23 protein-coding genes and 1 pseudogene are annotated in these 25878 nt (G+C 41.1%); 18 read left to right on the top strand and 6 right to left on the bottom strand.

Annotated elements, in window-relative coordinates; genetic code table 11:
• Nucleotides 1-272 precede the first annotated feature (272 nt).
• The 6 genes and pseudogenes from BacF7301_RS14755 (at nt 273) to BacF7301_RS14730 (ending at nt 4638) form a co-directional block, all read left to right on the top strand.
• On the top strand, nt 273-1442 hold the full coding sequence (locus BacF7301_RS14755; protein ID WP_167963911.1) for a radical SAM/SPASM domain-containing protein: 1170 nt from the start codon (nt 273-275) through the stop codon (nt 1440-1442).
• Between the two features lie 560 nt (nt 1443-2002).
• Nucleotides 2003-2335, top strand: a complete 333-nt coding sequence (locus BacF7301_RS14750) for a hypothetical protein (RefSeq protein WP_167963909.1) — start codon at nt 2003-2005, stop codon at nt 2333-2335.
• Nucleotides 2336-2541: 206 nt separating this feature from the next.
• Nucleotides 2542-3140 (top strand): annotated as a pseudogene (locus BacF7301_RS14745) (putative polyvalent protein kinase domain-containing protein).
• A 245-nt stretch (nt 3141-3385) separates the two neighbouring features.
• Complete coding sequence (locus tag BacF7301_RS14740) at nt 3386-3667, top strand: xenobiotic reductase B (protein ID WP_167963907.1); 282 nt, start codon at nt 3386-3388, stop codon at nt 3665-3667.
• A gap of 4 nt (nt 3668-3671) precedes the next feature.
• Complete coding sequence (locus tag BacF7301_RS14735; protein WP_167963905.1) at nt 3672-4268, top strand: hypothetical protein; 597 nt, start codon at nt 3672-3674, stop codon at nt 4266-4268.
• Between the two features lie 19 nt (nt 4269-4287).
• A complete protein-coding gene (locus BacF7301_RS14730) occupies nt 4288-4638 on the top strand; it encodes a DUF1622 domain-containing protein (protein ID WP_167963903.1) in 351 nt (116 codons plus the stop codon).
• A 13-nt stretch (nt 4639-4651) separates the two neighbouring features.
• Here the strand turns inward: BacF7301_RS14730 and BacF7301_RS14725 are convergent, their stop codons facing one another.
• Entirely contained in the window at nt 4652-5263 is a 612-nt protein-coding gene (locus tag BacF7301_RS14725) for an ATPase (RefSeq protein WP_167963901.1), read from the bottom strand.
• Nucleotides 5263-5469: a hypothetical protein gene (locus BacF7301_RS14720; protein ID WP_167959398.1), complete on the bottom strand. Its 207-nt coding sequence runs from the start codon at nt 5467-5469 to the stop codon at nt 5263-5265. The genes BacF7301_RS14725 and BacF7301_RS14720 overlap by 1 nt, the downstream gene beginning before the upstream one ends.
• Nucleotides 5470-5730: 261 nt before the next feature.
• Between BacF7301_RS14720 and BacF7301_RS14715 the strand changes: the two genes are divergently transcribed.
• Nucleotides 5731-6831, top strand: a complete 1101-nt coding sequence (locus BacF7301_RS14715) for an AraC family transcriptional regulator (RefSeq protein WP_167963899.1) — start codon at nt 5731-5733, stop codon at nt 6829-6831.
• A 145-nt stretch (nt 6832-6976) separates the two neighbouring features.
• The gene (locus BacF7301_RS14710; RefSeq protein WP_167963897.1) at nt 6977-7375 is read left to right on the top strand and encodes a LytTR family DNA-binding domain-containing protein; all 399 of its coding nucleotides are present in this window, start codon (nt 6977-6979) and stop codon (nt 7373-7375) included.
• Between the two features lie 18 nt (nt 7376-7393).
• Here the strand turns inward: BacF7301_RS14710 and bamJ are convergent, their stop codons facing one another.
• Nucleotides 7394-7795 carry a BamJ family beta-barrel-assembly machinery protein gene (bamJ, locus tag BacF7301_RS14705; RefSeq protein ID WP_167963895.1) on the bottom strand — a complete coding sequence of 134 codons (402 nt, stop codon included), beginning with the start codon at nt 7793-7795 and terminating at the stop codon, nt 7394-7396.
• A 97-nt stretch (nt 7796-7892) separates the two neighbouring features.
• On the opposite strand from bamJ, the gene BacF7301_RS14700 reads away from it, so the two are divergent.
• The 8 genes from BacF7301_RS14700 to BacF7301_RS14665 all read left to right on the top strand — a co-directional run bounded on the left by BacF7301_RS14700 (nt 7893) and on the right by BacF7301_RS14665 (nt 21592).
• The gene (locus tag BacF7301_RS14700) at nt 7893-13529 is read left to right on the top strand and encodes an alpha-2-macroglobulin family protein (RefSeq protein ID WP_167963893.1); all 5637 of its coding nucleotides are present in this window, start codon (nt 7893-7895) and stop codon (nt 13527-13529) included.
• Nucleotides 13530-13646: 117 nt separating this feature from the next.
• Complete coding sequence (gene pbpC / locus BacF7301_RS14695) at nt 13647-16013, top strand: penicillin-binding protein 1C (protein WP_167963891.1); 2367 nt, start codon at nt 13647-13649, stop codon at nt 16011-16013.
• Between the two features lie 25 nt (nt 16014-16038).
• The gene (locus tag BacF7301_RS14690) at nt 16039-17214 is read left to right on the top strand and encodes an MFS transporter (protein WP_167963889.1); all 1176 of its coding nucleotides are present in this window, start codon (nt 16039-16041) and stop codon (nt 17212-17214) included.
• 46 nt (nt 17215-17260) lie between these two features.
• Nucleotides 17261-17695, top strand: coding sequence for a hypothetical protein (locus BacF7301_RS14685; RefSeq protein WP_167963887.1), 435 nt, complete (start codon nt 17261-17263; stop codon nt 17693-17695).
• Nucleotides 17696-17817: 122 nt separating this feature from the next.
• Entirely contained in the window at nt 17818-18690 is an 873-nt protein-coding gene (locus BacF7301_RS14680) for a VIT1/CCC1 transporter family protein (RefSeq protein ID WP_167963885.1), read from the top strand.
• Nucleotides 18691-18754: 64 nt separating this feature from the next.
• Complete coding sequence (locus BacF7301_RS14675) at nt 18755-20182, top strand: Na+/H+ antiporter NhaC family protein (protein ID WP_167963883.1); 1428 nt, start codon at nt 18755-18757, stop codon at nt 20180-20182.
• Nucleotides 20183-20249: 67 nt separating this feature from the next.
• Nucleotides 20250-20840, top strand: a complete 591-nt coding sequence (locus BacF7301_RS14670; protein ID WP_167963881.1) for a DUF4251 domain-containing protein — start codon at nt 20250-20252, stop codon at nt 20838-20840.
• A gap of 92 nt (nt 20841-20932) precedes the next feature.
• Nucleotides 20933-21592 carry a helix-turn-helix transcriptional regulator gene (locus BacF7301_RS14665; RefSeq protein ID WP_167963879.1) on the top strand — a complete coding sequence of 220 codons (660 nt, stop codon included), beginning with the start codon at nt 20933-20935 and terminating at the stop codon, nt 21590-21592.
• A 7-nt stretch (nt 21593-21599) separates the two neighbouring features.
• Here BacF7301_RS14665 and BacF7301_RS14660 read toward each other — a convergent pair whose 3' ends face one another.
• The 3 genes from BacF7301_RS14660 to mnmA all read right to left on the bottom strand — a co-directional run bounded on the left by BacF7301_RS14660 (nt 21600) and on the right by mnmA (nt 23339).
• Nucleotides 21600-21941 (bottom strand): type II toxin-antitoxin system RelE/ParE family toxin, encoded by a 342-nt coding sequence (locus BacF7301_RS14660; RefSeq protein ID WP_167963877.1) that lies wholly within the window; start codon nt 21939-21941, stop codon nt 21600-21602.
• Complete coding sequence (locus BacF7301_RS14655) at nt 21931-22182, bottom strand: hypothetical protein (RefSeq protein WP_167963875.1); 252 nt, start codon at nt 22180-22182, stop codon at nt 21931-21933. Before BacF7301_RS14655 ends, BacF7301_RS14660 begins: the two co-directional genes overlap by 11 nt.
• 89 nt (nt 22183-22271) lie before the next feature.
• Nucleotides 22272-23339 carry a tRNA 2-thiouridine(34) synthase MnmA gene (gene mnmA / locus BacF7301_RS14650; RefSeq protein WP_167963873.1) on the bottom strand — a complete coding sequence of 356 codons (1068 nt, stop codon included), beginning with the start codon at nt 23337-23339 and terminating at the stop codon, nt 22272-22274.
• Nucleotides 23340-23537: 198 nt separating this feature from the next.
• Between mnmA and BacF7301_RS14645 the strand changes: the two genes are divergently transcribed.
• Complete coding sequence (locus BacF7301_RS14645; protein ID WP_245208482.1) at nt 23538-24947, top strand: S41 family peptidase; 1410 nt, start codon at nt 23538-23540, stop codon at nt 24945-24947.
• 6 nt (nt 24948-24953) lie between these two features.
• A complete protein-coding gene (locus BacF7301_RS14640) occupies nt 24954-25745 on the top strand; it encodes a DUF4595 domain-containing protein (RefSeq protein WP_167963870.1) in 792 nt (263 codons plus the stop codon).
• Nucleotides 25746-25878: the final 133 nt, after the last annotated feature.

Here is a 25878-nt window from a genome sequence, read left to right as displayed (position 1 = left end):
GGAGCCGGCATTGGCGCAGCTTCATATATCATAGGTATAATAATACTCTCAACAACTGATAGCCCTATGAAATGTCCTCATAGTCACAGTGTGAAGGTAGAATATATCAGCGAAATAAAAAAAAGATGGAATGACTTTCAAAGGACATGGTTGGAAATGCAACCATTGTGGAAATAAATTTGATGGCGAATATAAAGCCAAAATAGGAGAGTAAACATGGACTATGAAGTGGTAACAATACATCTTATTCACCTCTAAAATGACTATATACTATGGAAAACACCCAAATATCTACACAGGGGCGGCTCTTTGCCTTGATGCTCACTTATGGATGCAATTTAAATTGCGTCTATTGTTTTGAGAAGTATAAAGACCCTACTAAAATAATGTCAATAGAAACTGCCCGTAATATTATAATAAAAGAATTCAACCATTTCAATCATTCCAATAACATTGGTAAACTAAAAATAGATTTTTTTGGTGGAGAACCATTGCTTAATTTCGATGTGATAAAGAATACAACCGAATGGATACTTGCAGAAAGAAAGAATCAAAATCCTGACTTCTGCATAAAATTCGAATTATCTGTCACCACTAATGGTACTCTATTGGATAGTGCGAAAAGAGAGTGGTTCAAATTGCACAAAGAATACATCTCGCTAATCCTATCTGTAGATGGTAAGCCGGATATGCAAATACAGAATAGAGGATGTAAATCGGAGAAACTCCCTATTGACTTTGTACATGAGACATGGCCAGACCAGATGTTAAAGATGACTGTTTCCAGAGAAACTCTCCCCTATTTTGCAGAAGGCGCTATCTTTTTTCATTCAAAGAAGTATGCTATTTCCGGTAGTCTTGCAGTTGGAGTTAGATGGCAAAAAGGAGATGAACTAATCTACAAAAAGCAATTACAAACTTTAGCCGAATATTATCTCAGCCATATAAACATAAAACCTATACCACTTTTCACAAAGATATTTGCAGAACTAACAGATTCCCGCATTAGGGAACTACCGCATAAAAATTGTGGTACAGGAACAACAATGGTAGCTTATGACACTGATGGAACACCTTATCCTTGCCATATGTTTGTGCCTTTAGTTACCGGAAGAAGTAATAATGAAGACATTAATAAAATAGATTTCAATAATTACGAATCGCTAATAGAGGAAGATTGTAAGATGTGCAAGCTACTAAAAATATGTCGTACTTGCTATGGATTCAATTATAACCAACGCAAGAATGTGAAACATCGTGATAAATCAACATGCAAAATGATACTGGCAGAAGCACAAATTATAAGTGCTTTTCAAATAGAATACTATTTAAAAAAGAAACAAGTCTATGGGATTTTGAGCAACGAAGACTTAACGTCATTAAAAGCTGCAATAAAATGCTATGAAATGTTTGAGGACTACAAGCTACCTATTTTATCATAGAATAAATTTTATTAATTAAAAATCAGGAGAATTAAAACATGAAAGTAAACAAAGAATTGCTACTACTAGCAAAACAATTAGTAGAAGAAAATGCAGAGAACATCAATAGTTTCGAGATTTCTATTGCCCCCGGCTGTAGTTTCTGTGGATTAGGCTGTTCGGGGATAGTAGGTTAAGCTTCCAACTTCCAGTAAGAAACCGGAAATAAACACAGAGTTTCTATTCTTATTTCCGGTTTCTTATAAGTTATATTTCAATTAGATATCTATTAAAATCTAATTACAAAACAACACTCTAAAAATACAAATATCATGTTCATTATTTTAATAGTCATAGGCGTAATTATAGTATTGTATATACTATTCAATAGTAATTCCAGTTCTTCTTCAAGTTCTGATGAAGGTCCCCGGTGTCCCAAATGTGGTAGGAAAGTAGGAACAGCTTGTACTGTACATCTGGATGAAGATCAATACGCTAATTTGGATTACACATGCCCACATTGCGGGCATCGGTTCGAAATCTAAATAGTTATATATTATGAAATTAATAGCCAAATCATTATGGGAAACTTCATTGGAACATTAGTGACAGCAGCAATTATCTCAATATTGCTTTATGCAATCATAAGATTTATCACAGAACGCTATCCAATTGTGCTATACATACTGGCTATAGCATTAGGAATAGGTTCCGGTATATTCACGGAACGATGGTGGGTAGGGGTAATAGCAGCCCTTCTCTTTGCAGGAGGTTTTCAGAAGTACGTTGACGGAGAAGATAGAGAATATACTTTCTCAAATGGAGCATGGAAAGAAGATAATGCCCATACTGGCTGTTTCATATTACCTGTAATATTCTTATTTATTATTATAGTAAAAGCTTGTACAAGTTAGAAATTCTTTTTTATATCATTCCGTTTCATATATAACGTTCAGGGAATCATTTTTGTATATTAAATTTAGATAATACCATCAAATATACCAAAGAATGAAATAAATACAATTTATCAACTGAATGTTGTTGGATATAAACTAAATAACCATTTGCATAAACTCATAATCATAGAAATTATGGAATACATCAACGAATTTCACAAGCAATGGATAGAGCGAACCCGCCAATCAATAGCATCTTGGAGCAGGCAGCCTGCATCGTTAGAAGAAGCAAAGAAGCAGCAGGAACGCTTGAACCAACAGAGAGCTATAAGAGAGGGCAAATCAAAGAACTAATTTCATTAGCCAACTCAAATAATTTATGGATAGACTTCAATAATATTCGTTCTACCTATTTAGATAAAGGAGGTGAAAATGAAGTCTTCTATGATGGTGCAGCAACCATATATAAGCTGAACAACTTTGAATATGCAGGCGATGATTTAGAGAATTTCTTCATTCGTATCTCTGCACATAACAAGTTCTTTAGCAATGTCTCTTATCAAATGATAGGTTTTGCCTACAATAGTCAGCAGGAGTTTTGTGCTGTTTTAATCCAACCTCATATACAGGCGAGCGTGAAGCTACAGAAGATGAAATTGCAGAACATATGGAAGCACTTGGTTTTGAGATAGACTACATAGATGAGTTTCATAACGAAGAATATGAAGTGTTCGATGCTGTTCCTAACAATGTATTATATGGAATAGACAATGAATTATACTTCATTGATACGCAAATCAGATTAAGGTATCAATCCTATTAAGTCATTCCGTTTTATATATAACGTTTAGAGAATCATTTTTGCATATTGAATATAATTATTATTTAGGTTTTATCATATAGTAATCTTTCTAACAGAACTATTATGTCAACCAAGTTGTTTATATAAAATAATCAAAACATTATACACCACACATAAAATTTTGTAAGTCACTGCAACTTATACCTTTTATAGTTGTTTAATACTAATGAATTGGTTACTTTTGCATAAACAAATCATTGATTATCATGTGCAAATATGCTGAAATAGAAAATATCAGACTGTCCAATGGAAAAACCATCAAACAAGTTAATGCAGAAGTAAGTGAAGAGGTTGAACGCATTTATTTAGAAGGATGGACCAAAGGGATTGCTATACCTTTTAGAGATAATAAAGGAAATATTTATTTGGCTAATCCTGATGGAAGTGAAGACTTAGTAGATTTTAATCGCAAGGAGAGAAGCTATAAAGTAATTTCGCGAGTGGCAGACAAAGGACAAGGTAGATATGCTTATTTATTAAATAAATAAATAAATGGAAGCGCGTCCGGAATTCACAGTTATCGCAGGACCCAATGGAGCTGGAAAAAGCAGATTGTGTCCTTACTATCTTCATTGTAAATCTTTTGACGGTGATTTACTTGCACTTAGTCTTCGTAAAGAACACCCTGAATGGGAAGGACGTTGGATAAGCGGTACTGTGGCAGGTGAACTGCAAAAGCAAAAAGATTTTGCCATTGCTTCACATAAAGATTTTGCTTTTGAAACTAATTTCTCCAATGATCTTATTCTAGATATGATCAATGAATTCCGGGAAGCTGGATATAAAACAACCCTTTTCTATTTTGGATTAGCATCTTTAGACGATAGTACCTACAGGGTAATGCAAAGGAAAATGTTCGGAGGTCATGATGTAGCAGACGAAATCATAGAATTTAATTTCTATGAGGGAATTAAACGGATACAAAAAAATCTACGTTTATTTGACAATATAACTTTTGTGGACGGTAATTCTAACTTTGGCGAAATCGTCGCTATTTATATAAAGAAATCCTCAAAACATGAAGTAACCAATCATTGTTACGAATGGTTCAATCAATTCTTTGCAAAAGAATTTGACAAGCTAAAATAATATCAAACATTGAACAACCATGCTACTGACTTTCTTAAATATGCTCGCTACTATCATCAGCGTTATAAGTCTGCTGATTGTCACCTATGGAGTTTTTGTCGGCATCATTGCCTTTATGCGCAATGAAATAAAACGGTTCAACGGAACATATACCATCAATAACATCCGGCAGCTTAGGGCTGATTTCGGCAGTTATCTTTTACTCGGTTTGGAGTTTCTGATCGCATCCGATATACTGAAAACTGTGGTTGATCCGACTTTAGATGAATTGGCAATCTTAGGCGGAGTAGTTGTGGTAAGAACTGTGCTTTCTGTCTTTCTGAATAAAGAGATCAAAGAATTAGCAGAAAATGAATCTTTAAAACTCTAAAGAGAATATATGCTCAATCATCGCGTTTATCATATATAGCTAATGCCCATCTAGGAATGACATCTACGTACTGCTTTACCAATCTACCTTCCTTCAGCCGAAAAAGGAGTTGTGCATCCACATCTTCAATTGAATTATCATAGATATAAGCCCGATCTACAAACTCCGATACAATGCTACTATTAGCAATTGACTTATCGTACCTGGAAATTATTTTAGTAATAGGCACATCATGTCCACCTTCCATAACTCTACGTGCGATACGAGCAGCATTAATAGTAGGATGTTCTGTGCAGACAAAAAAGAAACGAATAAAAAAACCAGCTTCTTTCGCTCGCAAAATATAATCAATCTTATCTTCCACAGACAAAACGGTTTCAAAAATAAGACTTTTATGCTCTACAAGACATTGTTCTCTTAGCTCCTCACAATATCTCACTGCCTGCATCACCGCATCTTTTGAGTTCCAATTGCCATACTTCTCTTGAGCTATGATATCAGGATTTATATAAACCGCATCTTCCATCCACTCATGATGAAGAATTTTAGAAGTAACAGAAGTTTTACCGGAACCATTAGGTCCGGCAATCACAATCAAAACAGGATTATGCATAGAGTGATTCATTATTTCACTATTTTATTACGTTTTTGCATCCATTCTTTTTTTCGCAATGCAACAGTCTCATCCAAACGCTTAAAGAGTTTATCTGTTGCTTCCACTCCCTTACGTTTAGCTTCTTCCGCAACCTCTCTCATTAAGGTAGCAAGCATTTGATCAGTAGGTTCTTCCATACTAGTCAAACGATAGGAATTCATTTCTTTTTCAGACATAGCTATCAATATTTAGTATTACAAATATAATCATTCCAATGATAGATATAACAATCTGAAGACCATTTTTGCATATTAAAATTGATTATTAGCATATTCATCATTAACAATAAGTAGTTCGAAGCAGATTTCGGAAGTTATCCTTCACTTAGTTTCGAGTTTCTGCCCGCACTCTATTGTCTGATATGACTAAATTACTTATCTTTGTTTCATTGACTTTTCAATTAAAATAAGGGAAAATTAGAAACACGTCATATAAACATGGGAATACTACATTTATCAATTGAACTCACACTTGATTTGATTGCACTGATATCAGGAATTATTCTTATTTTCCGAGCTAAAGATAATTACCCAAAATTATATTGGGGAATTATAGCAGCATGTATAGGGCTTATGTTTTCATGGGAAAATATCGGATGGCTGACAATTGTTACAGATACTCCGGAATATAATTTCATCGATCTGCTTAATATCGAGAAGATGATCAAATGGTACGCTTTAGCCAATATTGTCGCACTATTCCCCATTGCTTCTCTATCTCCGGGGTATCTTAACCACTTCAGAATATTTACATTCCTATTGCCACCTATCATTACAATAACCGTAGGTATCTGTTATTTAGGGTTCAACGGTGTCATAACTCCCATTTATTCATTGAATGAAATAATACCGAATGTAAACAATACGGATGTCAAACTTAGGATTTGCATATTCTTGCTTTCTGTTTTAACACCCCTCTTTATTCTTATTTATGCAATATTCAGCACTAAGACCTATCGCAGAATAAATAAGAATATGCACTTATTCATAGGTTTCCTGTTCTTGTTTTTAGGAATATACACTCTGTTTACGCTGAGTATCAACGAATTTATATTCAATTTATTCGGCATAACGGCAATTGTTTTCACCGTTTTATTTTCAGTACTATATTTACGACATGAGAATCCATTCTCGGATCATATCAGTATGGTATATAACACAGGAAAAGAGATGCTCCACATAGAAAACTCACCTCAGCCTCTCCCACTCTTCTCAACAATTGAAACCTATCTTAAAGAAAAGCATCCTTATACAGATCAACTGTATAACATGAAAGATTTAGCAAAATCCTTAAACGAAAAGGAGCATGATATTTCGATGGCAATAAAAAGTCAGGGGTTTAGCGGCTTCCGGGAATATATAAATTGTAACCGCCTGGAATATTTCAGACGGTTAGCAGTCGAGAATCCGGGAAAAAGCATGAAAGAATTAATGTTCGCATCCGGGTTTAGTTCGCGGGCAACTTTCTATCGGAACTTTTCCGACAAGTATGGTGTATCACCCAGTAAGTTCCTTGAAAATCAGAATAATGAAGGATAAAAACTCATTTTAAATACTATCAATACTACTATGTAAAAGTGTCTCATTTCGGGAATGAGACACTTTTTATTTTTACAATTAAGAGTAATGCACTACTTTTGACTGAAAGTAAATATGACATAAGCTGTATAGACAAGTAAATCACATGGACAATAAAGAGACACACACCGAGCATTGTAATCATACAATCGTCGAAAAAAATCAAGAGAACATTTTCTTATACACTACTATTACCGGAAATTTGCAACTGGTTCATTTAGAAGAAATCGGTTACTTCCGCTATAACTCCAAAAGTAAATTGTGGGAAGTTGTATTGTATAATAAGCACACCTTACTATTAAAGAGAAATACAAACTCACAGAAAATACTGAACTTGCATCCTTGTTTGGTTCAGATTAGCCAGTCTTATATTATCAATATTACTTATCTGTCATCAATTGAAGATAACAACTGTCTATTACTTTCTCCCTTCAGCAACTCAGAAACTCTGCAAGTAAGCAAAACCTTTTTGAAAAAGCTGAAAGAAAGATATCCTTGTCTCTGACAATCAAAAGCCCTGCCTTTATGCAACAGCCAATAGTTCCACTTCGAATACCAATGTTGAGTAAGCCGGTATAGAATCAGTATTTTTATTACCGTATCCCAGTGTATAAGGTATATAAATGATCCATTTATCACCAACGTGCATTTTTTGAAGTGCCACCTGCCAACCTTCTATCACATCACTAAGACGCAAGGCATCCGGACAATTGCGCTCATAAGAATTATCAAATATCCGGCCGTCAATCAGACTTCCCGTATAATGCACGGTGACAATACTCCGCGCACCCGGAGAAATCGTACCTTCACCAGTCTCCAAAACTTTATAATAGATACCACCCGGCAATGCGGAAACACCTTCTTGAAAAGCCAATTTTTTCAGGAATCGGCGGTTAGCTTCTTTGTATTCTTTCTTTTTTCCCATAAACAATCTTATTAGAGCGTACAAAAATAAGTAGATTTGAAAAGAATCTATCATAAAAACAGTATATTTGTTCATTGAATTATAAAACTTCTTCGCTATGGGACAAATTAAAACTAGATGTAGCAGCATTGCTACCGGATTATTCTTCTTTTTAATGATGATTGTGAGTTTTTCCGCATGTACGCACAGTCAAAAAGACATTATCCCTTCCGCAGAATATGCGCCATACGTTAACGCTTATACAGGTGGAGTTATTTCACAAGGCTCGACCATACGCATCGAACTGACGCACGACCAGCCAATGGTGGATATGAACAATGAATTGAAAGATAATCCGTTCAGTTTCTCGCCCTCATTGAAAGGAAAAGCATATTGGGTCAGCAATAATACCATTGAATTTGTTCCGGAAGAAGGTACACTGAAACCGGGAGCATTTTATGAGGGGACTTTCCAACTCGGAGATTTTATTGAAGTCGATAAGCAGCTGAAGGAGTTCAACTTCTCATTCCGGGTGCAGGAGCGTAACTTTACTATCCATACAGAACCTGTAACGATCACAGCTACCCAACCCGATGAAGTAAGCATAAAAGGAGAAATACGTTTCAGTGATGTAGTGAAGAAAGAAGAGGTGGAGAAAATGCTGACAGCCGGCAATGGGAAAAGCAAAAACTATCCGGTAGAAGTTACTTCCACCGACAACTCCACCCGTTATGAATTCAATATCAACCGGATTCCACGAGAGACGGAAGATTACCAACTGGAGATAAAGGCAAACGGGAAACCCGCACGGATCGACCGGACACAAAGCGAAGAGATTCTAATTCCGGCAAAAGACAGTTTCCGCTTTCTGACTGCCGAACGCATTGACCAACCGGAGAATGGGATTGAAATCGTATTCTCCACTCCTGTATCCAACACACAAGACTTGAAAGGACTGATTGAGATACCGGAAGTATCTTCCTCTATCACTCAAATTAAGGACAACAAAGTATTTATCTATTTCGAAACGAACAAGGTTAATAAACTGACTTTAAATATCCATGAAGGAGTAAAAAGCAATCAGGATCAGACTTTAGGAACTTCACATTCTATCTCGTTCAGTGAACTGAATCTGAAGCCACAAGTAGAAATGTCTACTTCGGCTGCCATTCTCCCCGATTCGAAAAGCCTGATTATCCCGTTCCGGGCTGTCAATCTGTATGCGGTGGATTTGAGCGTGATCCGTATTTTCGAGAATAATGTATTGATGTTCATGCAGAGCAATTCACTGGCTTCTGCCAATGAGTTGCGCCGTTCGGGACGATTGGTTTATAAGAAAACATTGTGGCTGGGCAAAGATTCATCCAAAGACGTTCACCGTTGGGAAGATTACTCGATAGACCTTGCCGGACTGATTCATCAGGAGCCGGGTGCTATCTACCGGGTTGTTTTATCTTTCCGGCAAGAGTATTCGGCTTATCCTTGCGGTGGAAATGATAATCAGGAAATGAAGTTTGCCGACAGTGCTTCCGATGGTTTGACAAAAGTCAGCGGAAGTGTTTTATCGGAAGAAGATGAAGCAATGTGGAATGTTCCCGAAGCTTATTATTACTATTACGGTGCAACAATGGACTGGAGCTTGTACCGATGGAGAGAGCGGGATAATCCTTGCCATCCATCTTACTATATGGAGTCGAACCGGACAGCATCCTGCAATGTCTTTGCTTCCAATTTGGGAATGATAGTGAAGAAAAACTCCCTGAATAATTTATGGATTGCAGTCAGCAATATTTTGGATACCAAACCGGTCGGAAAAGCACAAGTCACCGTTTACAACTTCCAGTTGCAAGTGATAGGCAAAGGGGAAACAAACGGAGAAGGCCTGGCAGAAATCGCTCCGAAAGGCGCACCTTTTATTGTCGTGGCAGAATCGGACAAGCAAAAAGCTTATGTACGTGTGGTAGACGGAGAAGAACAGTCCGTCAGCCGGTTCGATGTGGGCGGAAAAGATATTCAGAAAGGGTTGAAGGGATTTATATACGGTGAAAGAGGTGTATGGCGACCGGGAGATACCTTGCATATATCCTTCATCCTGGAAGACCGTGAAAAAAGAATACCGGACAAGCATCCGGTAGCACTGGAGATTTACAATCCGAAAGGACAGTTCTATACCAAGATGATTTCGACACAGGGAATGAACGGCTTCTACACCTTTGATGTCCCGACTCAAGCCGATGACCCCACCGGACTTTGGAATGCATACGTAAAAGTAGGCGGAACTACTTTCCATAAAGGGTTGCGCATTGAAACGATAAAGCCTAACCGGCTCAAAATAACACTGGCACTGCCCAGAGTACTTCAGGCAACGGACAAAGAATTTTATGCTCCGCTTACTTCCGCATGGTTGACAGGAGCAACCGCTTCACGCCTGAAAACCAAAGTAGAAATGTCATTGTCCAGAGTTAACACACAATTCAAGAACTACGGACAATATATCTTCAATAATCCGGCTACGGATTTCTCAACCATCAAAACGGATGTATTCGATGGTGTGCTCGATGCGGAAGGAAGAGCGGGAGTTACTCTGAAACTACCGGTGGCAACCAATGCGCCGGGTATGTTGAACGCTTCTTTCATTACCCGTGTATTTGAACCGGGCGGAGACGCGAGCATATACACACAAAGCGTTCCTTTCTCACCGTTCACATCGTATGTGGGTATCAACCTGAATCAGCCGAAAGGGAAATACATTGAAACGGATAAAGACCATGTATTTGACGTTGTTACTGTAAATCCTGAAGGAAAACCGGTAAGCCGTTCGAATTTGGAATATAAAATATACCGTATCAGTTGGAGCTGGTGGTGGGAGAACAGTGACGAATCTTTCAGCTCATATATAAACAGCAGTTCCATCACTCCGGTAGCCAGTGGAAACCTGCAAACCAACGGTGGAAAGGCTTCCTTCAAGTTCCGTGTCGATTATCCGAGTTGGGGACGTTATCTCGTATATGTGAAAGATAAAGAGAGCGGACACGCCACCGGTGGTACAATCTATGTAGACTGGCCGGATTGGAGAGGACGTTCAAGCAAATCTGACCCCAGCGGTATCAAAATGCTTGCATTCTCACTGAATAAGGATTCTTACGAAATAGGCGAAACAGCTACAGCCATTATCCCCGCAGCAGCCGGTGGTCGTGCGTTGGTATCCATCGAAAACGGTTCGACGGTACTTAAACAGGAATGGATAGAGGTATCCAATCAGGGAGATACGAAATATAGCTTTAAGGTTACGCCGGAAATGGCACCGAACGTATATTTGCACATCAGCCTGTTGCAACCTCATGCACAAACGGTCAATGACTTGCCGATTCGTATGTATGGTGTTGTCCCGGTATTCGTGACTAACAACCAGACTATACTGCAACCGCAGATACAGATGCCGGAAGTGTTGCGACCGGAAACGAGTTTCAATGTCACCGTCAGCGAAAAGAGCGGGAAGCCGATGACTTATACATTGGCTATCGTGGACGACGGTTTGCTGGATTTAACGAACTTCAAAACTCCCGACCCCTGGAACGACTTCTATTCACGTGAAGCACTCGGCATCCGGACATGGGATATGTATGATAATGTATTGGGAGCTTCCGCAGGAAGTTACAGTTCTCTATTCAGTACAGGTGGCGACGCTTCATTGAAGCCGGCGGATGCCAAAGCGAACCGTTTCAAACCGGTTGTTAAATTCATAGGGCCTTTCTATTTGGGCAAAGGCAAGCACGAGACACATACGTTGAAGTTGCCGATGTATGTAGGTTCGGTACGTGCCATGGTAGTGGCAGGACAGGACGGAGCTTATGGCAATGCGGAAAAGACGTCTTATGTACGGACACCGTTAATGCTGCTGTCTACTTTACCGCGCGTACTTAGTATTCAAGAGGAGATTACCGTTCCGGTAAATATCTTTGCCATGGAAAATCAGGTGAAGAATGTTACAGTATCTATCCAGGCTACCGGTGGCGGTGTTCAGATTGTCGGTTCTCCGCAACAGTCACTGACCTTCAATCAGCCGGGCGACCAACTTGCTTTCTTTACATTAAAGACGGGCAGCAAGACGGGAAAAGCAACCATCCATCTTACAGCAAGCGGCGGCGGACAGCAGACGAAAGAAACCATTGAAATAGAAGTACGCAACCCGAACCCGATTGTGACATTACGCAACAGCCAATGGGTAGAGAGCGGACAGAGCGGGGAACTGTCATACAGCCTTGCCGGCTCTTCCGACGATAATCATATCCAACTGGAAGTTTCCCGTATTCCATCGGTAGACATCAGCCGTCGATTCGACTTCTTGTACAACTACCAGCACCATTGCACGGAGCAGTTGACTTCCAAAGCCCTGCCACTCTTATTCGTCTCCCAATTCAAAGCGGTGGACGAGCAGGAAGCAGAGAAAATAAAAACAAATGTGCAGGAAGCCATCCGTCAGATTTATGCCCGCCAACTTCCGAACGGCGGATTTATCTATTGGCCGGGAAATGCCGTTGCAGACGAATGGATTAGTTCATATACAGGAATGTTTCTCACGCTGGCACAAGAGAAAGGCTATGCCGTTCACTCCAATGTATTGAATAAGTGGAAACGTTTCCAACGTGCGGCGGCTCAAAACTGGCGCATGCCGCAGGATGCAAGTGGCTGGCAACAATGGCAGTCGGAATTGATGCAGGCTTTCCGCCTATATACTTTGGCATTGGCAGGTGCACCGGAATACGGAGCAATGAACAGGATGAAAGAGCAACAAGGATTGTCTATCCAGGCAAAATGGAGACTGGCAGCCGCCTATGCTTTAACAGGCAAGATGAAACCTGCCGAGGAACTAGTGTACAATGCCGAGACTACCGTTATCCCCTATTCTTCGATGAATCTGATTTACGGTTCATCCGACCGGGATGAAGCGATGATTCTGGAAACATTGATTCTGATGAACCGCGAACGGGATGCGCTTCAACAGGCGAAGAAAGTCTCACGGAATCTATCACAAGAGAACTGGTTCAGCACTCAATCCACCGCCTTCGCCCTTATGGCAATGGGACGGTTGGCTGAAAAGTTATCAGGTACATTGGATTTCACATGGACATGGAACGGCAAACAACAACCTGCGGTAAAATCTGCCAAGGCTGTATTTGAGAAAGAGATTTCCACTTCCCCGAAATCCGGTACAATTTCGATAAAGAATCAAGGCAAGGGAGCACTGGGCGTAGATATTATCACACGTACACAGTTGCTGAATGATACGCTACCGGCTATTTCGGACAATATCCGGATGGATATAAGATATGCAGACATGAACGGTACGCCTATATCAATAGATGATATCAGGCAAGGTACTGATTTTATCGCTATTGCCGCCATATCCAATATCAGTGGCACTTCGGACTATATCAACCTGGCACTGACGCATATCATACCGTCCGGATGGGAGATATACAATGAACGAATGTTGGTTGCTGATACAGAGAACGCCGCCAGTGCAACCAGCACTCCAAGAAACTCAGTCAGCAAGTATTCCTATCAGGATATTCGCGACGACCGTGTATTGACTTATTTCAATCTACGCCGTGGAGAAACGAAAGTGTTTACAGTCAGGCTGCAAGCCACTTATGCAGGTAACTTTATCCTTCCGGCTATTCAATGCGAAGCCATGTATGACGCAACCGTGCAGGCACGAAGCAAAGCGGGAAGAACGACGGTGAGCAAGTAAATTTCAGGCACGGATTACACGGATTTCACGGTTCTAGTTAACGAGTAGAACCGTGAAATCCGTGTAATCCGTGCCTAATCATTCGTCATAAATATATATCCTAACTTTTGCCACTCAATGATTTCTATCTATAAATTCTTCAAACGATTATCTGTATTCAGGAAAGTAATGCTTGGCATCCTTACTTTCCTGCTGATTGGATATATATTTTGTCTTCCCCGGCAACTGTTTCATGTCCCCTATTCTACTGTCGTCACCGACCGTAACGATGAATTGCTGGGAGCACGCATTGCTTCCGACGGGCAGTGGCGGTTTCCCCCACGCGAGACAACACCGGAGAAAATCAAACAATGTCTCATAACATTTGAAGACAAGCATTTCTATCACCATTGGGGTGTCAATCCGTTGTCTGTCGGAAGAGCTATCTATCAGAACACCAAGCACAAACGTATTATCAGTGGTGGAAGTACACTGACTATGCAAACCATCCGTCTTGCCCGGAATGAATCGAGGACTTTCGGAGAGAAAGTTATCGAAATGATTTGGGCTACCCGGCTCGAATTCCGGGCTTCCAAAGAAGAAATCTTATCCATGTATGTATCTCATGCACCTTTCGGCGGCAATGTAGTAGGACTGGATGCAGCAGCCTGGCGGTATTTCGGGCATTCGGCGGAAGACCTGTCATGGGCGGAATCTGCCATGCTTGCCGTACTTCCCAATGCTCCCGCTATGATTCATCTATCCAAAGGACGGAAGATGCTGCTTTCCAAACGAAACCGATTATTGAAACAACTCCTGGAAAAGAAAATCATAGATTCATCGACCTATGAACTGGCTATTACCGAACCGCTTCCCGACGAGCCGCATCCTCTTCCGCAGATAGCTCCCCATTTGGTCAGCCGTTTTTATAAGGAGAGAAACGGACAATATACCCGTTCTACCATCGACCGGGGAATGCAGACTCACATAGAGGAGTTAGCAGAACGTTGGAGCAATGAGTTCAACCGGAGTGATATTCGTAATTTGGCTGTTCTAGTGATTGATATACCCGCCAATCAGGTGATAGCTTATTGTGGGAATGTACATTTCGACCGAAAGCAGGGTGGCAATCAAGTTGACGTGATTCAAGCTCCCAGGAGTACAGGCAGTATTTTAAAACCTTTTCTATATTATGCCATGTTGCAGGAAGGTTCTTTATTGCCCGATATGTTATTGCCGGATATACCTATTAATATAAACGGCTTTACTCCTCAGAATTTCAGCATGCAATATGAAGGAGCTGTCCCGGCTTCGGAAGCGCTTGCCCGTTCATTGAATATTCCCGCCGTGACGATGCTGCAAAAATATGGAGTACCTAAGTTTCATAATTTCCTGCAACAGACCGGATTCAAGACAATCACCCGGTCTTCGTCTCATTATGGATTATCTTTAATTTTAGGGGGAGCGGAAGCGACCTTATGGAATGTGACGAATGCCTATGCCCAAATGGGACAGAGCCTCATTCCTCACCCGGATTCAAAGCTCTCTGAAAAGAAAGAATCTGTGATGATAATGGCGAAAGGAGAAGAGAAAGAAGAAGAAAACGAAACTATTCAGAAAGGTACTCAGAAGAATTTCATTTGGGACAAAGGCGCTGTGTGGCAAACATTCGATGCCCTGAAAGAAGTCAATCGTCCCGAAGAAATCGACTGGAAATCTATCCCGTCCATGCAAACCATTGCCTGGAAGACAGGAACCAGTTATGGATTCCGGGATGCCTGGGCAGTCGGGGTCACCCCTCGCTATGCAGTCGGGGTATGGGTAGGAAATGCAACCGGTGAAGGAAAGCCGGGACTGGTCGGTGCGCAAACGGCAGGCCCCGTATTATTTGATATATTCAATTATCTTCCTGCTTCATCCTGGTTTGAACGCCCGACCGGTGTTTTTGTGGATGCAGAAGTATGCCGCCAGTCAGGGCATTTGAAAGGTAGATTCTGCGAAGAAACGGACACAATCCTTATTCTTCCTGCCGGACTGCGCACGGACGCTTGCCCCTACCATCATCTAATCACATTATCCGCCGACGAAAAGCACCGTGTCTATGAGAACTGTGCCAACACAGAACCTACCCTTCAAAAGTCATGGTTTACCCTTCCCCCCGTATGGGAATGGTATTATAAGCAACACCATCCCGAATACAGCCCCCTCCCCCCTTTCAAAGCAGGTTGCGGGGAAGACACTTTCCAGCCTATGCAATTCATCTATCCCCCGATAAATGCGCACATCAAATTGCCGAAACAACTGGACGGCAGCAAAGGATTCATGACCGTCGAATTGGCACACAACGACCCCAATGCCACCTTATTCTGGCATCTCGATGACACCTATCTGACGCAAACGCAGGATTTCCACAAGATTTCCCTGCAACCCGCTCCCGGAAAACATTCTTTGACAGCAGTAGACGGGGAAGGCAATACAGTTTCCACTACTTTCTTCATTGAGTGAGCATCAATTTTACTATCTTTGCGGCATGAAACAGCCATTAAAAGAAAACGGGGGACTACCGGCGTCTATCCTCTGGACACTTGCTATCGTGGCGGGTATCTCGGTAGCCAATATCTATTATGTCCAACCTCTTCTGAATATGATACGCCATGAACTCGGTATATCAGAGTTCCGAACCAACCTGATTGCCATGGTCACACAGATTGGCTATGCAGCCGGACTGTTGTTTATCACTCCCTTAGGTGATTTGTGCCAACGGAAGAAAATCATTCTCGCCAACTTTACCGTCCTGATATTCTCCCTGCTGACTATTGCCTTGACGCATAACATCCACCTGATACTTGTTGCCTCATTCCTTACGGGAGCCTGTTCCATGATTCCGCAGATATTCATTCCCATAGCCGCCCAATTCTCACGTCCCGAACATAAAGGCAGGAACGTAGGAATCGTACTTTCAGGACTGCTGACCGGCATACTGGCTTCACGCGTCGTCAGCGGATTTGTCGGCGAGCTGTTCGGTTGGCGTGAAATGTACTATATCGCCGCAGGCATGATGTTGGTCTGCGCGATTATTGTATTGAAAGTCCTTCCTGATATTCAGACTAACTTTAAAGGGAAATACAGCGACCTGATGAAATCCCTGGTAGCTTTGGTAAAAGAGTTTCCGCAACTACGCATTTATTCCATCCGGGCAGCGCTGAACTTCGGTTCGCTTCTAGCCATGTGGTCTTGCCTGGCTTTCAAGATGGGGCAAGCTCCATTCTTCGCCAACAGTGACGTTATCGGACTGCTGGGACTTTGTGGAGTAGCCGGTGCGTTGACGGCATCTTTTGTAGGAAGATACGTAAAGCAGGTAGGTGTACGCCGCTTCAACTTTATCGGCTGCGGATTGATTCTTTTCGCCTGGTTGCTGCTTTATGTGGGAGAAAGTACATATATAGGTATTATTGCCGGCATTATCATTATTGATATAGGTATGCAGTGCATCCAGCTTAGTAATCAGACGAGTATCTTCGAGCTTTCTCCCCGCGCTTCGAACCGTATCAACACCGTCTTTATGACAACTTACTTTATAGGTGGTTCTATGGGGACATTCCTTGCCGGCAGCTTCTGGCATCTGTATGGTTGGCACGGTGTTATTGGTGTCGGAGTCATTTTAACCGTGATTTCTTTATTAATTACGCTTTTCTACAAGAAATGAGTCAACAAAATGAACGGTCAAACCGTTTATTACAAAACTAAAGCCAATGAAATACGGAGTTAACAAGCAAATCTTACTAATCACAGCCGGCACAGTTTGGATTATCGCCGGTGCCAACATCTTACGAATAGGAATTGTGACTTGGCTGAACAGCTCTCAAGAGTGGATGTTCAAAATTGGAGAAGCAACTGTTGTTTTCTTATTATTCTTTGTCTTGATTTTCAGAAGACTTTATTATAAACATACCCGCCGGATTGAAGAAAAGAAAGAAACCCGCAACTGTCCTTTCTCTTTCTTCGATGTGAAAAGCTGGATAGTGATGATATTCATGATTTCTTTGGGAATCACCATCCGAAGTTTCCATCTGTTGCCGGACAGTTTCATTTCTGTATTTTACACAGGACTGTCCATAGCACTGATTCTCACCGGAATACTTTTCATCCGCTATTGGTGGATAAAGCGTAAGGCAATTCTTGACTAACCCTCACATCTGCCTATATTCCAAGAAAATATAAACTTATAATAATTTTTATTGCTCTATCCCGCAATGCAAAAGATTTCGACCATTTTGTACTATCTTTGCAGACTAAAATAATAATAGGAATGAATTTGGTTCAACAAGACATTAATAACTTCATTCGTTTTCAACGGAATGAAATTACCGAAAGTATTCTATACGAGCGGCTTGCGCTGATAGAAAAAGACACAAACAACAGCAGGACGCTCAAACTGATTGCCGCGGAAGAAAAGTCACATTATAACATTCTCAAAAAATATACAGGAAAAGATGTTGCTCCTGATTATAAACGTATTGCCCGCTTCTATCTTTTGGCACGCACGCTAGGGCTTACTTTCGCTATCAAACTGATGGAGTCAAGCGAGGAAAATGCCCACAGCAATTATGACAAATACGCGAATATTCCCGATTTGCAACGTCTTGCCCAGGACGAAGAGGTGCACGAGCAGAAGTTGATTGCACTTATCAATGAAGAACGGCTGGAATATATGGGTTCCGTCGTGTTGGGATTGAATGACGCATTAGTGGAGTTTACCGGTGCACTGGCAGGATTCACACTGGCTTTGAACGATAGTAAGCTAATCGCACTTACCGGTAGTATCACAGGAATTGCCGCTGCATTATCCATGGCTTCATCCGAGTATCTTTCGACCAAGTCGGAAGGGGACGATAAGAAACATCCTGTAAAAGCAGCCGTTTACACAGGTATTGCCTATCTGATTACAGTTGTGTCATTAGTCGCTCCGTTTATACTTATCAGTAATGTAATCATAGCCCTGGCAGTGATGCTAAGCATGGCACTTGTCATTATAGCGCTTTTCAATTACTATTACTCGGTAGCCCGCGGAGAAAGTTTCCGAAAGCGGTTTACCGAAATGGCCGTACTTAGTTTCAGTGTAGCAGGCATCAGCTTCCTGATTGGCTACGCCTTGAAAACGTTTACCGGCATTGATGCTTGATAATTGATAATGTCTTACTAATTAATAATGTCTTAATAAAGAAGAAAGTACCGGAGAACTTAATATGAAAAAAGCTCCTTCCCCTATTGTATCGCTGATACCGATTATCGTACTCATATTAATGTTAGTGGCCACTATTCACACTTTCGGCAGTGATGCTCTAAGTGGTGGAAGCCAAGTATCATTGCTTAGCACTACCGCTGTGTGCATCCTTATCGGTATGGCTTTTTACAAAATTCCGTGGAAAGATTACGAGATAGCAATTACCAACAATGTGGCCGGAGTGACAACAGCTATCATTATTCTGCTCATTATCGGTGCACTAAGCGGTGTATGGATGATTAGCGGCATAGTACCTACCCTGATTTATTATGGAATGCAAATCATTCATCCCAGTTTCTTCCTCGCATCTACCTGCATCATTTGTGTTCTCATCTCCGTCATGACCGGTAGTTCGTGGACGACAATTGCTACCATCGGTATCGCATTGATGGGTATCGGCAGGGCACAAGGATTTGAGGATGGATGGATTGCGGGAGCCATCATCTCCGGTGCTTATTTTGGAGATAAGGTTTCACCTCTATCGGAAACGACCATATTAGCTGCTTCCGTAACGGATACTCCCCTATTCAGGCATATCCGCTATATGATGATAACGACCGTTCCTTCCCTCATTATCACGCTGATTATTTTCACCGTGGCGGGATTCTCGCACGACGCGAGCAATACGCAGCATATCACGGAAGTGGCAGCCGCACTAAATGCGAAGTTTCATATCACACCTTGGCTATTGATAGTCCCTGTGGCAACGGGAATATTGATTGCCCGGAAAGTTCCTTCCATTATTACCTTGTTTCTGTCTACACTGTTGGCTGGTATTTTTGCTTTAATTTTTCAGCCGGATTTGTTGCGGGAGATTTCAGGGATGATGACTTCCGGTGCCGATTCTCTGTTTAAAGGTCTGATGATGACTGTCTATGGAGCGACTAATTTGCATTCTGACAATGCCGTTCTGACAGATTTAATTGCCACGCGCGGTATGTCGGGGATGATGAATACCGTTTGGTTGATTTTATGTGCGATGTGTTTTGGTGGGGCGATGACAGCCAGTGGCATGCTGGGAAGTATCACTTCCATCTTTGTCCGCTTCATGAAGAAGACAGTCAGTGTGGTTACTGCAACGGTTTGTTCCGGTCTTTTTCTCAATCTGGCAACTGCCGACCAATATATCAGCATCATTCTCACCGGTAATATGTTCCGCGACATTTATGCTAAAAAAGGTTACGAAAGCTGCTTGCTGAGCCGGACTACGGAAGATTCAGTAACCGTTACATCCGTGCTGATTCCATGGAATACCTGCGGAATGACTCAGGCTACAATCCTGAGTGTGCCGACGCTTGTGTACCTCCCCTATTGTTTTTTCAACATTATCAGCCCTTTAATGAGTATTGCCGTCGCAGCTATCGGATATAAAATTGCAAGGCGCTCATGAACAATCTGGCATAGACTTTGTTTTTGCAATAAACGGACAACGTATTAAACCTAAACAAAAAAAAGTTATGAAAAAGTTTATTGCATTATTAGCATTAGTATTAGTGAGTGCAAGCACGATGATGTATGCACAGGAAAGTAACGCAGCAGTACGCCGCGCAGACAGAAAAGCTCAAAGAGATGCGGAAAGAGCAAAACTCCGCGCCGAAGAACAGGTGCAGGACATGGCAGCCTATCAGCAAGCTGTACAGGCTTTGAAGAACAAGCAATTTGTATTGGAAGCCAATCAGGTAATCTTCCGTAATGGTATGAGTGCGTTTGTGACTTCAAACACCAACTTCGTTCTGATGAATGGTAACAGAGCTACCGTACAGACTGCTTTCAACACTCCTTATCCCGGCCCTAACGGTATCGGTGGTGTTACAGTAGATGGTAATTCTTCAGATATGAAGATGAATGTCGACAAGAAAGGGAATGTGAACTGCTCTTTCAGCGTTCAGGGTATCGGCATCTCCGCCCAGGTATTTATCACCATGAGCAGTGGAGATAACAATGCTTCAGTTACAATCAGCCCTAACTTCAGCAACAATAACCTGACACTGAACGGAAATATCGTTCCGCTCGACCAGTCAAACATCTTCAAAGGACGTTCCTGGTAATCGGGTTACAAGAATCTTATCACAACTCCGCTGCAAATCGCGCAAAATGCGTACATTTGTAGCGGAGTTTTTTATTTATCCGTTCTTAAATTATGAGAGAATTCATCATCGCAGACAATCAGGATATCAGCAAGGCAGGAATGATGTTTCTGCTAAGCAAGCAAAAAGATGTATCCGCTCTTCTTGAAGCTGACAATAAGGCAGAGCTGATTCAGCAACTACGATTGTATCCGCAAGCGGTGATTGTTCTGGATTATACACTGTTCGACTTTGCCGGAGCGGATGAACTTATCGTCCTGCAAGAGCGATTCAAAGAAGCCGACTGGATTCTATTCTCTGACGAGCTTAGTCTTGGCTTTCTTCGGCAAATACTATTCAGCAGCATGGCTTTCGGGGTAGTGATGAAAGATAACTCCAAGGAAGAAATAATAACTTCCATCCAATGCGCTACCCGCAAACAGCGATATATCTGTAATCATGTCAGCAATCTACTGCTTTCTGGTAATGCTTCTCCGATAGCTGCACCAGTGGTAGACGACCATTTGCTGACGCAAACGGAAAAGAATATCCTAAAAGAAATTGCGTTAGGAAAAACAACCAAGGAGATTGCGGCAGAGAAGAATCTTAGTTTCCACACGATTAATAGCCATCGCAAGAATATCTTTCGTAAGTTGGGGGTGAATAATGTGCATGAAGCTACCAAATATGCGATGCGGGCGGGGATTGTGGATTTGGCGGAATACTATATCTGAGAGTAATCTATTTCAGTCCATTCTGTTTCAAAAGCTGCTCAATTTCCTTTTCGGATATAGAAGCCCTATCTGCTTTATCATAAATATAGAGAAGATTTAAAACTGCATCCTGTTGGGAAACAACTAAAGTAAAAGTAATAACTCTCGCTCCTCCACTTTTACCCTTACCTTTTGAAGTTATTTTCATTCGAACCTTACGCAAGCCATGCCCCAAGTCCGTCCCAAGTTGAGGATTCTGTTCCAGTTCATCTATTAATGAGGTAAAATCCTCTTTAAAAGAGGAATAATGCTTCGCCAACTTCTTAGCTTCTCGCTGAAATGTCGGCTTAACTATAATTTCATAATTCATCGATAAACTCCCTTGCAGTCTTTATATCCAATTTACCTTCCATTGAAAGTTTTACTTCTTTCAGTCCGGCATCAATCCCTGCTAGAATTTCTTCTTTAGTGATTTCCTCTTCTTTTTCAGCTTCCATCTTTTTAAGTCGTTTCAAATAGTTCTTTACCCGATTGAGCATTTCTTTATCATTCAAACTCAGGAGTTCTTCCACCAAGTCCATTTTCAGGCTTTTCAATTCCATTGTTGTCATAATCAATCCTCCTTTATTTAATATTCTACGAAACAAAAGTAGTGAAAAATATCCTGATTAGCCAATCTTCACCATTCAAAAAGAACTATTTAACAGAAGATTTCCCCGCTCCCCACACAAATTTCCGCAGCTTCATCGTAAACAACTCCAAACTGTCCCGGAGCAATGCCCTGTAACTTTTCAGAAGATAAGATGCGAAATTGTTTTTCTCCTTCCTGCACTAGTTTACCTTTGGTAAATTCCGGAGTATGACGGATTTTAAAGGTTATGTCCAATTCCTTATTCTGTTCTGTCCAGGGGTTGTCCGTAATAAAATGGAAGTCGTTGATTCGGAACTCATTGCCATATTGCGTTTCCACGCCATAACCGTGGGATACATAAATAATATTTTCCTGAATATCTTTCTTTATTACAAACCAGGGGCCACCACTCAACCCAAGTCCCTTGCGCTGTCCGATGGTATGGAACCAATAGCCGCGATGTGTACCTATTTTCTTTCCTGTTTCAAGTTCAATTATCGCCCCTTCCTTTTCTCCAAGGAAACGACGGACAAAATCATTATAGTCTATCTTTCCGAGAAAGCAAATACCCTGACTATCTTTTCTCCGGGCACTCGGCAATCCCGCATTTAGCGCTATTTCGCGCACTTCATGCTTCATCAGTCCACCAATAGGGAACATCAGTTTGGAGACTTGCAGGTAATCAATTTGTGCAAGGAAGTCAGTCTGGTCTTTTATGGGGTCTTTGGCAGTGCCAAGCCAGGTTTTGCCATTACGTTCCAAGGTAGTAGCGTAATGACCGGTCGCTGTATAGTCGAAATCCTTTCCGATACGCTGTTCAAAACAACCGAACTTAATCAGCTTGTTACACATTACATCGGGGTTCGGCGTCAGCCCTTTCTTAATCTTGTCAATAGCGTATGCCGCCACATTGTCCCAATACTCCCGATGCAAATCCACCACTTCCAAAGACAGACCGTACTTTCGGGCCGTAGCAGCAGACAACTCAATATCTTCCTCTGCCGAGCAATCCATATACTCCGCTCCGTCCATGCCAATCTTAATATAGAAAAGAGTCGGCTTGTATCCCTGTTCGCAAAGGAGATGTACGACAACCGAACTGTCGACACCCCCTGATAATAATGCAGCTATATCCATGAAAAATAATTCGTCTATTAATAACTTACTCTATAACAATTAAAGACCTAATAATAACCAATACCTATTGAAAACTTTAACGATACAAAGATAAGGCTGAATTCTCTAACAGCCAATCACACATTAAAGGCATTTTTATACCATAAATGTGGTAGATAAGCAAAGTATTTCCTACATTTGCACAGTGAAAAGCTTTTTATAATGACAAATTTAAGAAAGATAATCCTTATACCTGCCCTGGTTATCGTATTTATCAGCGGCTTTTTCTCCTGCGGTGTCGACCGTTGGCCAGAGTATGCCCACATGACTGCATTGGACACGTGGATGTACGACATCATGCAACAGAATTATCTGTGGTATCAAGACCTACCTTCCTATGATGATGTGAACCTGTTTCAGGAACCTGCTACGTTCCTGTCTAAAGTAAAATCGAAAAACGACAGTTATTCGTTCGTGGATTCCGTGATGGAGACTCCGCTGCCTAGTTACGGATTTGATTATTCACTAGTCCGCAACCCGGATATAGATACAGCTTACAATGCATTGATTACTTATGTTATTCCCGGTTCGCCAGCAGCTACCGTACTGAAACGAGGTGACTGGATTGTAAAAGTAGACACCTCTTATATTAGTAAAAAATATGAGAGCCAACTGCTACAAGGAATAAAACCTTTGGAAGTAACTTTGGGCAAATATCAACTTGTGCCCCCCACAGAGCCTCCAGTAGAAGGTGAGGAAGAAGAAGATATTTACCGGGTTGTACCGGTAGGCGAACCGGTAGAAATAGGTGCAGCCGTACCGCTAGTTGACAACCCAATTCACTGCAAGGAAATTTTAACGCTGACTGACGGCACAAAAGCAGGTTATTTGATGTACAACAGTTTTACAGCAGGGACGAAAGATAATCTGGAAAAATACAATACCGAATTACGCGAATGGTCGAACGAACTCTATCAAAAGAATATCAATAAAGTGATACTCGACTTGCGATATAATAAAGGGGGGAGCATTGAATGTGCGCAACTATTAAGCACCATGCTTGTATCTTCCTATTATCTTAACCAAACAATGGCATTCCTTGAATATAATGATAAAAACACAGATAAGGATGTGACTCTGACATTTGATTCGGAACTATTAAGTCCTTCCGGCAAAAATCTGGATTTAGCAACCCTTATCGTTCTGATTAGTGGAGAAACAACAGGGGCTCCGGAAATGTTGATGCACTGCCTAAACGGAAAGATTCAGAAATTAATAGCTATCGGTAGTTCAACTAAAGGACAAAATGTAGCTACGGAACAATTCATCAACGAAGAATTCCAATGGTCAGTCAATCCGGTTGTAGCTACTATCTATGACTCTGAGCATGATACTTATCCCGGATTCAAACCAACATACGCAGTCAATGCTTCAACAGACTACTTAACTTTCCTGCCTTTCGGTGATGAAAAAGAAGCTTTGTTGAGTGTCGCTCTCGGAGTATTGAACGGGACTTATCCACCTAAAGAAGAAGAAACCGAAGAAACGACAAAAGCACAATTCAAAATAGAGAAAAGTGCAATAAGCCCGGCAAGCAGACGGTTTACCGGTGGATTACGACTAAAATAAGAAGGAATGAAAAAAATAGTTGTTTTATTACTGGCAATATTGGCATTCAGTTGTTCGGATGATGAAAAGGAGACAGGAGAAGGTAACAGACAATGGTCTATGATTTTCAACGAAAACGTCAAGAACGATTCAAAACCTGTAGACAAAACAGAGAAATTCACGTTCGATGGAGAGTGCCTGATCCAACATATTATAAAGCAACGATATTTCGAAGAAGAAATCAGCCACGAAGTAAATTTGAGCTACTCTGACAATCTAGTAACAGTTGCTAGTGACTATCTCACTTTAATATATACATTGAACAGTGAAAGCTATGCCAGCCAATGCACATATACTTCGTCTTCGCAAAATCGTATCTATTTATTTTCTTACTCTATAGAAGGATATTTAACCGGAATTACCGAAAGCATTGATGGAACAGAATATTCATCAACATCACTAACCTACGATAATGGAGATATAACATCTATCAGTTCCACCTTGAACGGCTTTGAAAATAAGTTCATTTATGAACCGGGAGAGGAAAGTTCAAAATACCATCTGCCATGTCTAGGTTTATTAGAGATACATCCTCTGACATTCCATATTGAAGCTCTTTATGCAGGATTATTAGGTAAGGCTCCGCGCCATTTCACAGCACGTAGTTTTCCGGCAGAAGGCGATAATGAACAAACGATCTATACATATGAGTTTGATAAAGAAGGAAATCCCCAAAAGATGGGTTGTCAAACTACCTATGCCAAAGGAGAGTCCGGTTATTATCCATACACACGCAACATCTCCATTTCTTTCGAATAATTTTTCATTCCGAACAGCAACCCACAGTATAAACCAGCAGAGTCACTCCATTTTTGTCAAGAGCAGAATTACAAATTCTTAACCAATAAAGGTTCTTTTCATGCCTCAACCTTATTTATTACCAAACAAAGCG

Origin of the sequence: Bacteroides faecium (assembly GCF_012113595.1) — a bacterium.
Classification (GTDB): Bacteria; Bacteroidota; Bacteroidia; order Bacteroidales; family Bacteroidaceae; genus Bacteroides; species Bacteroides faecium.
This window is presented reverse-complemented; position numbering and strand designations above follow the sequence as displayed.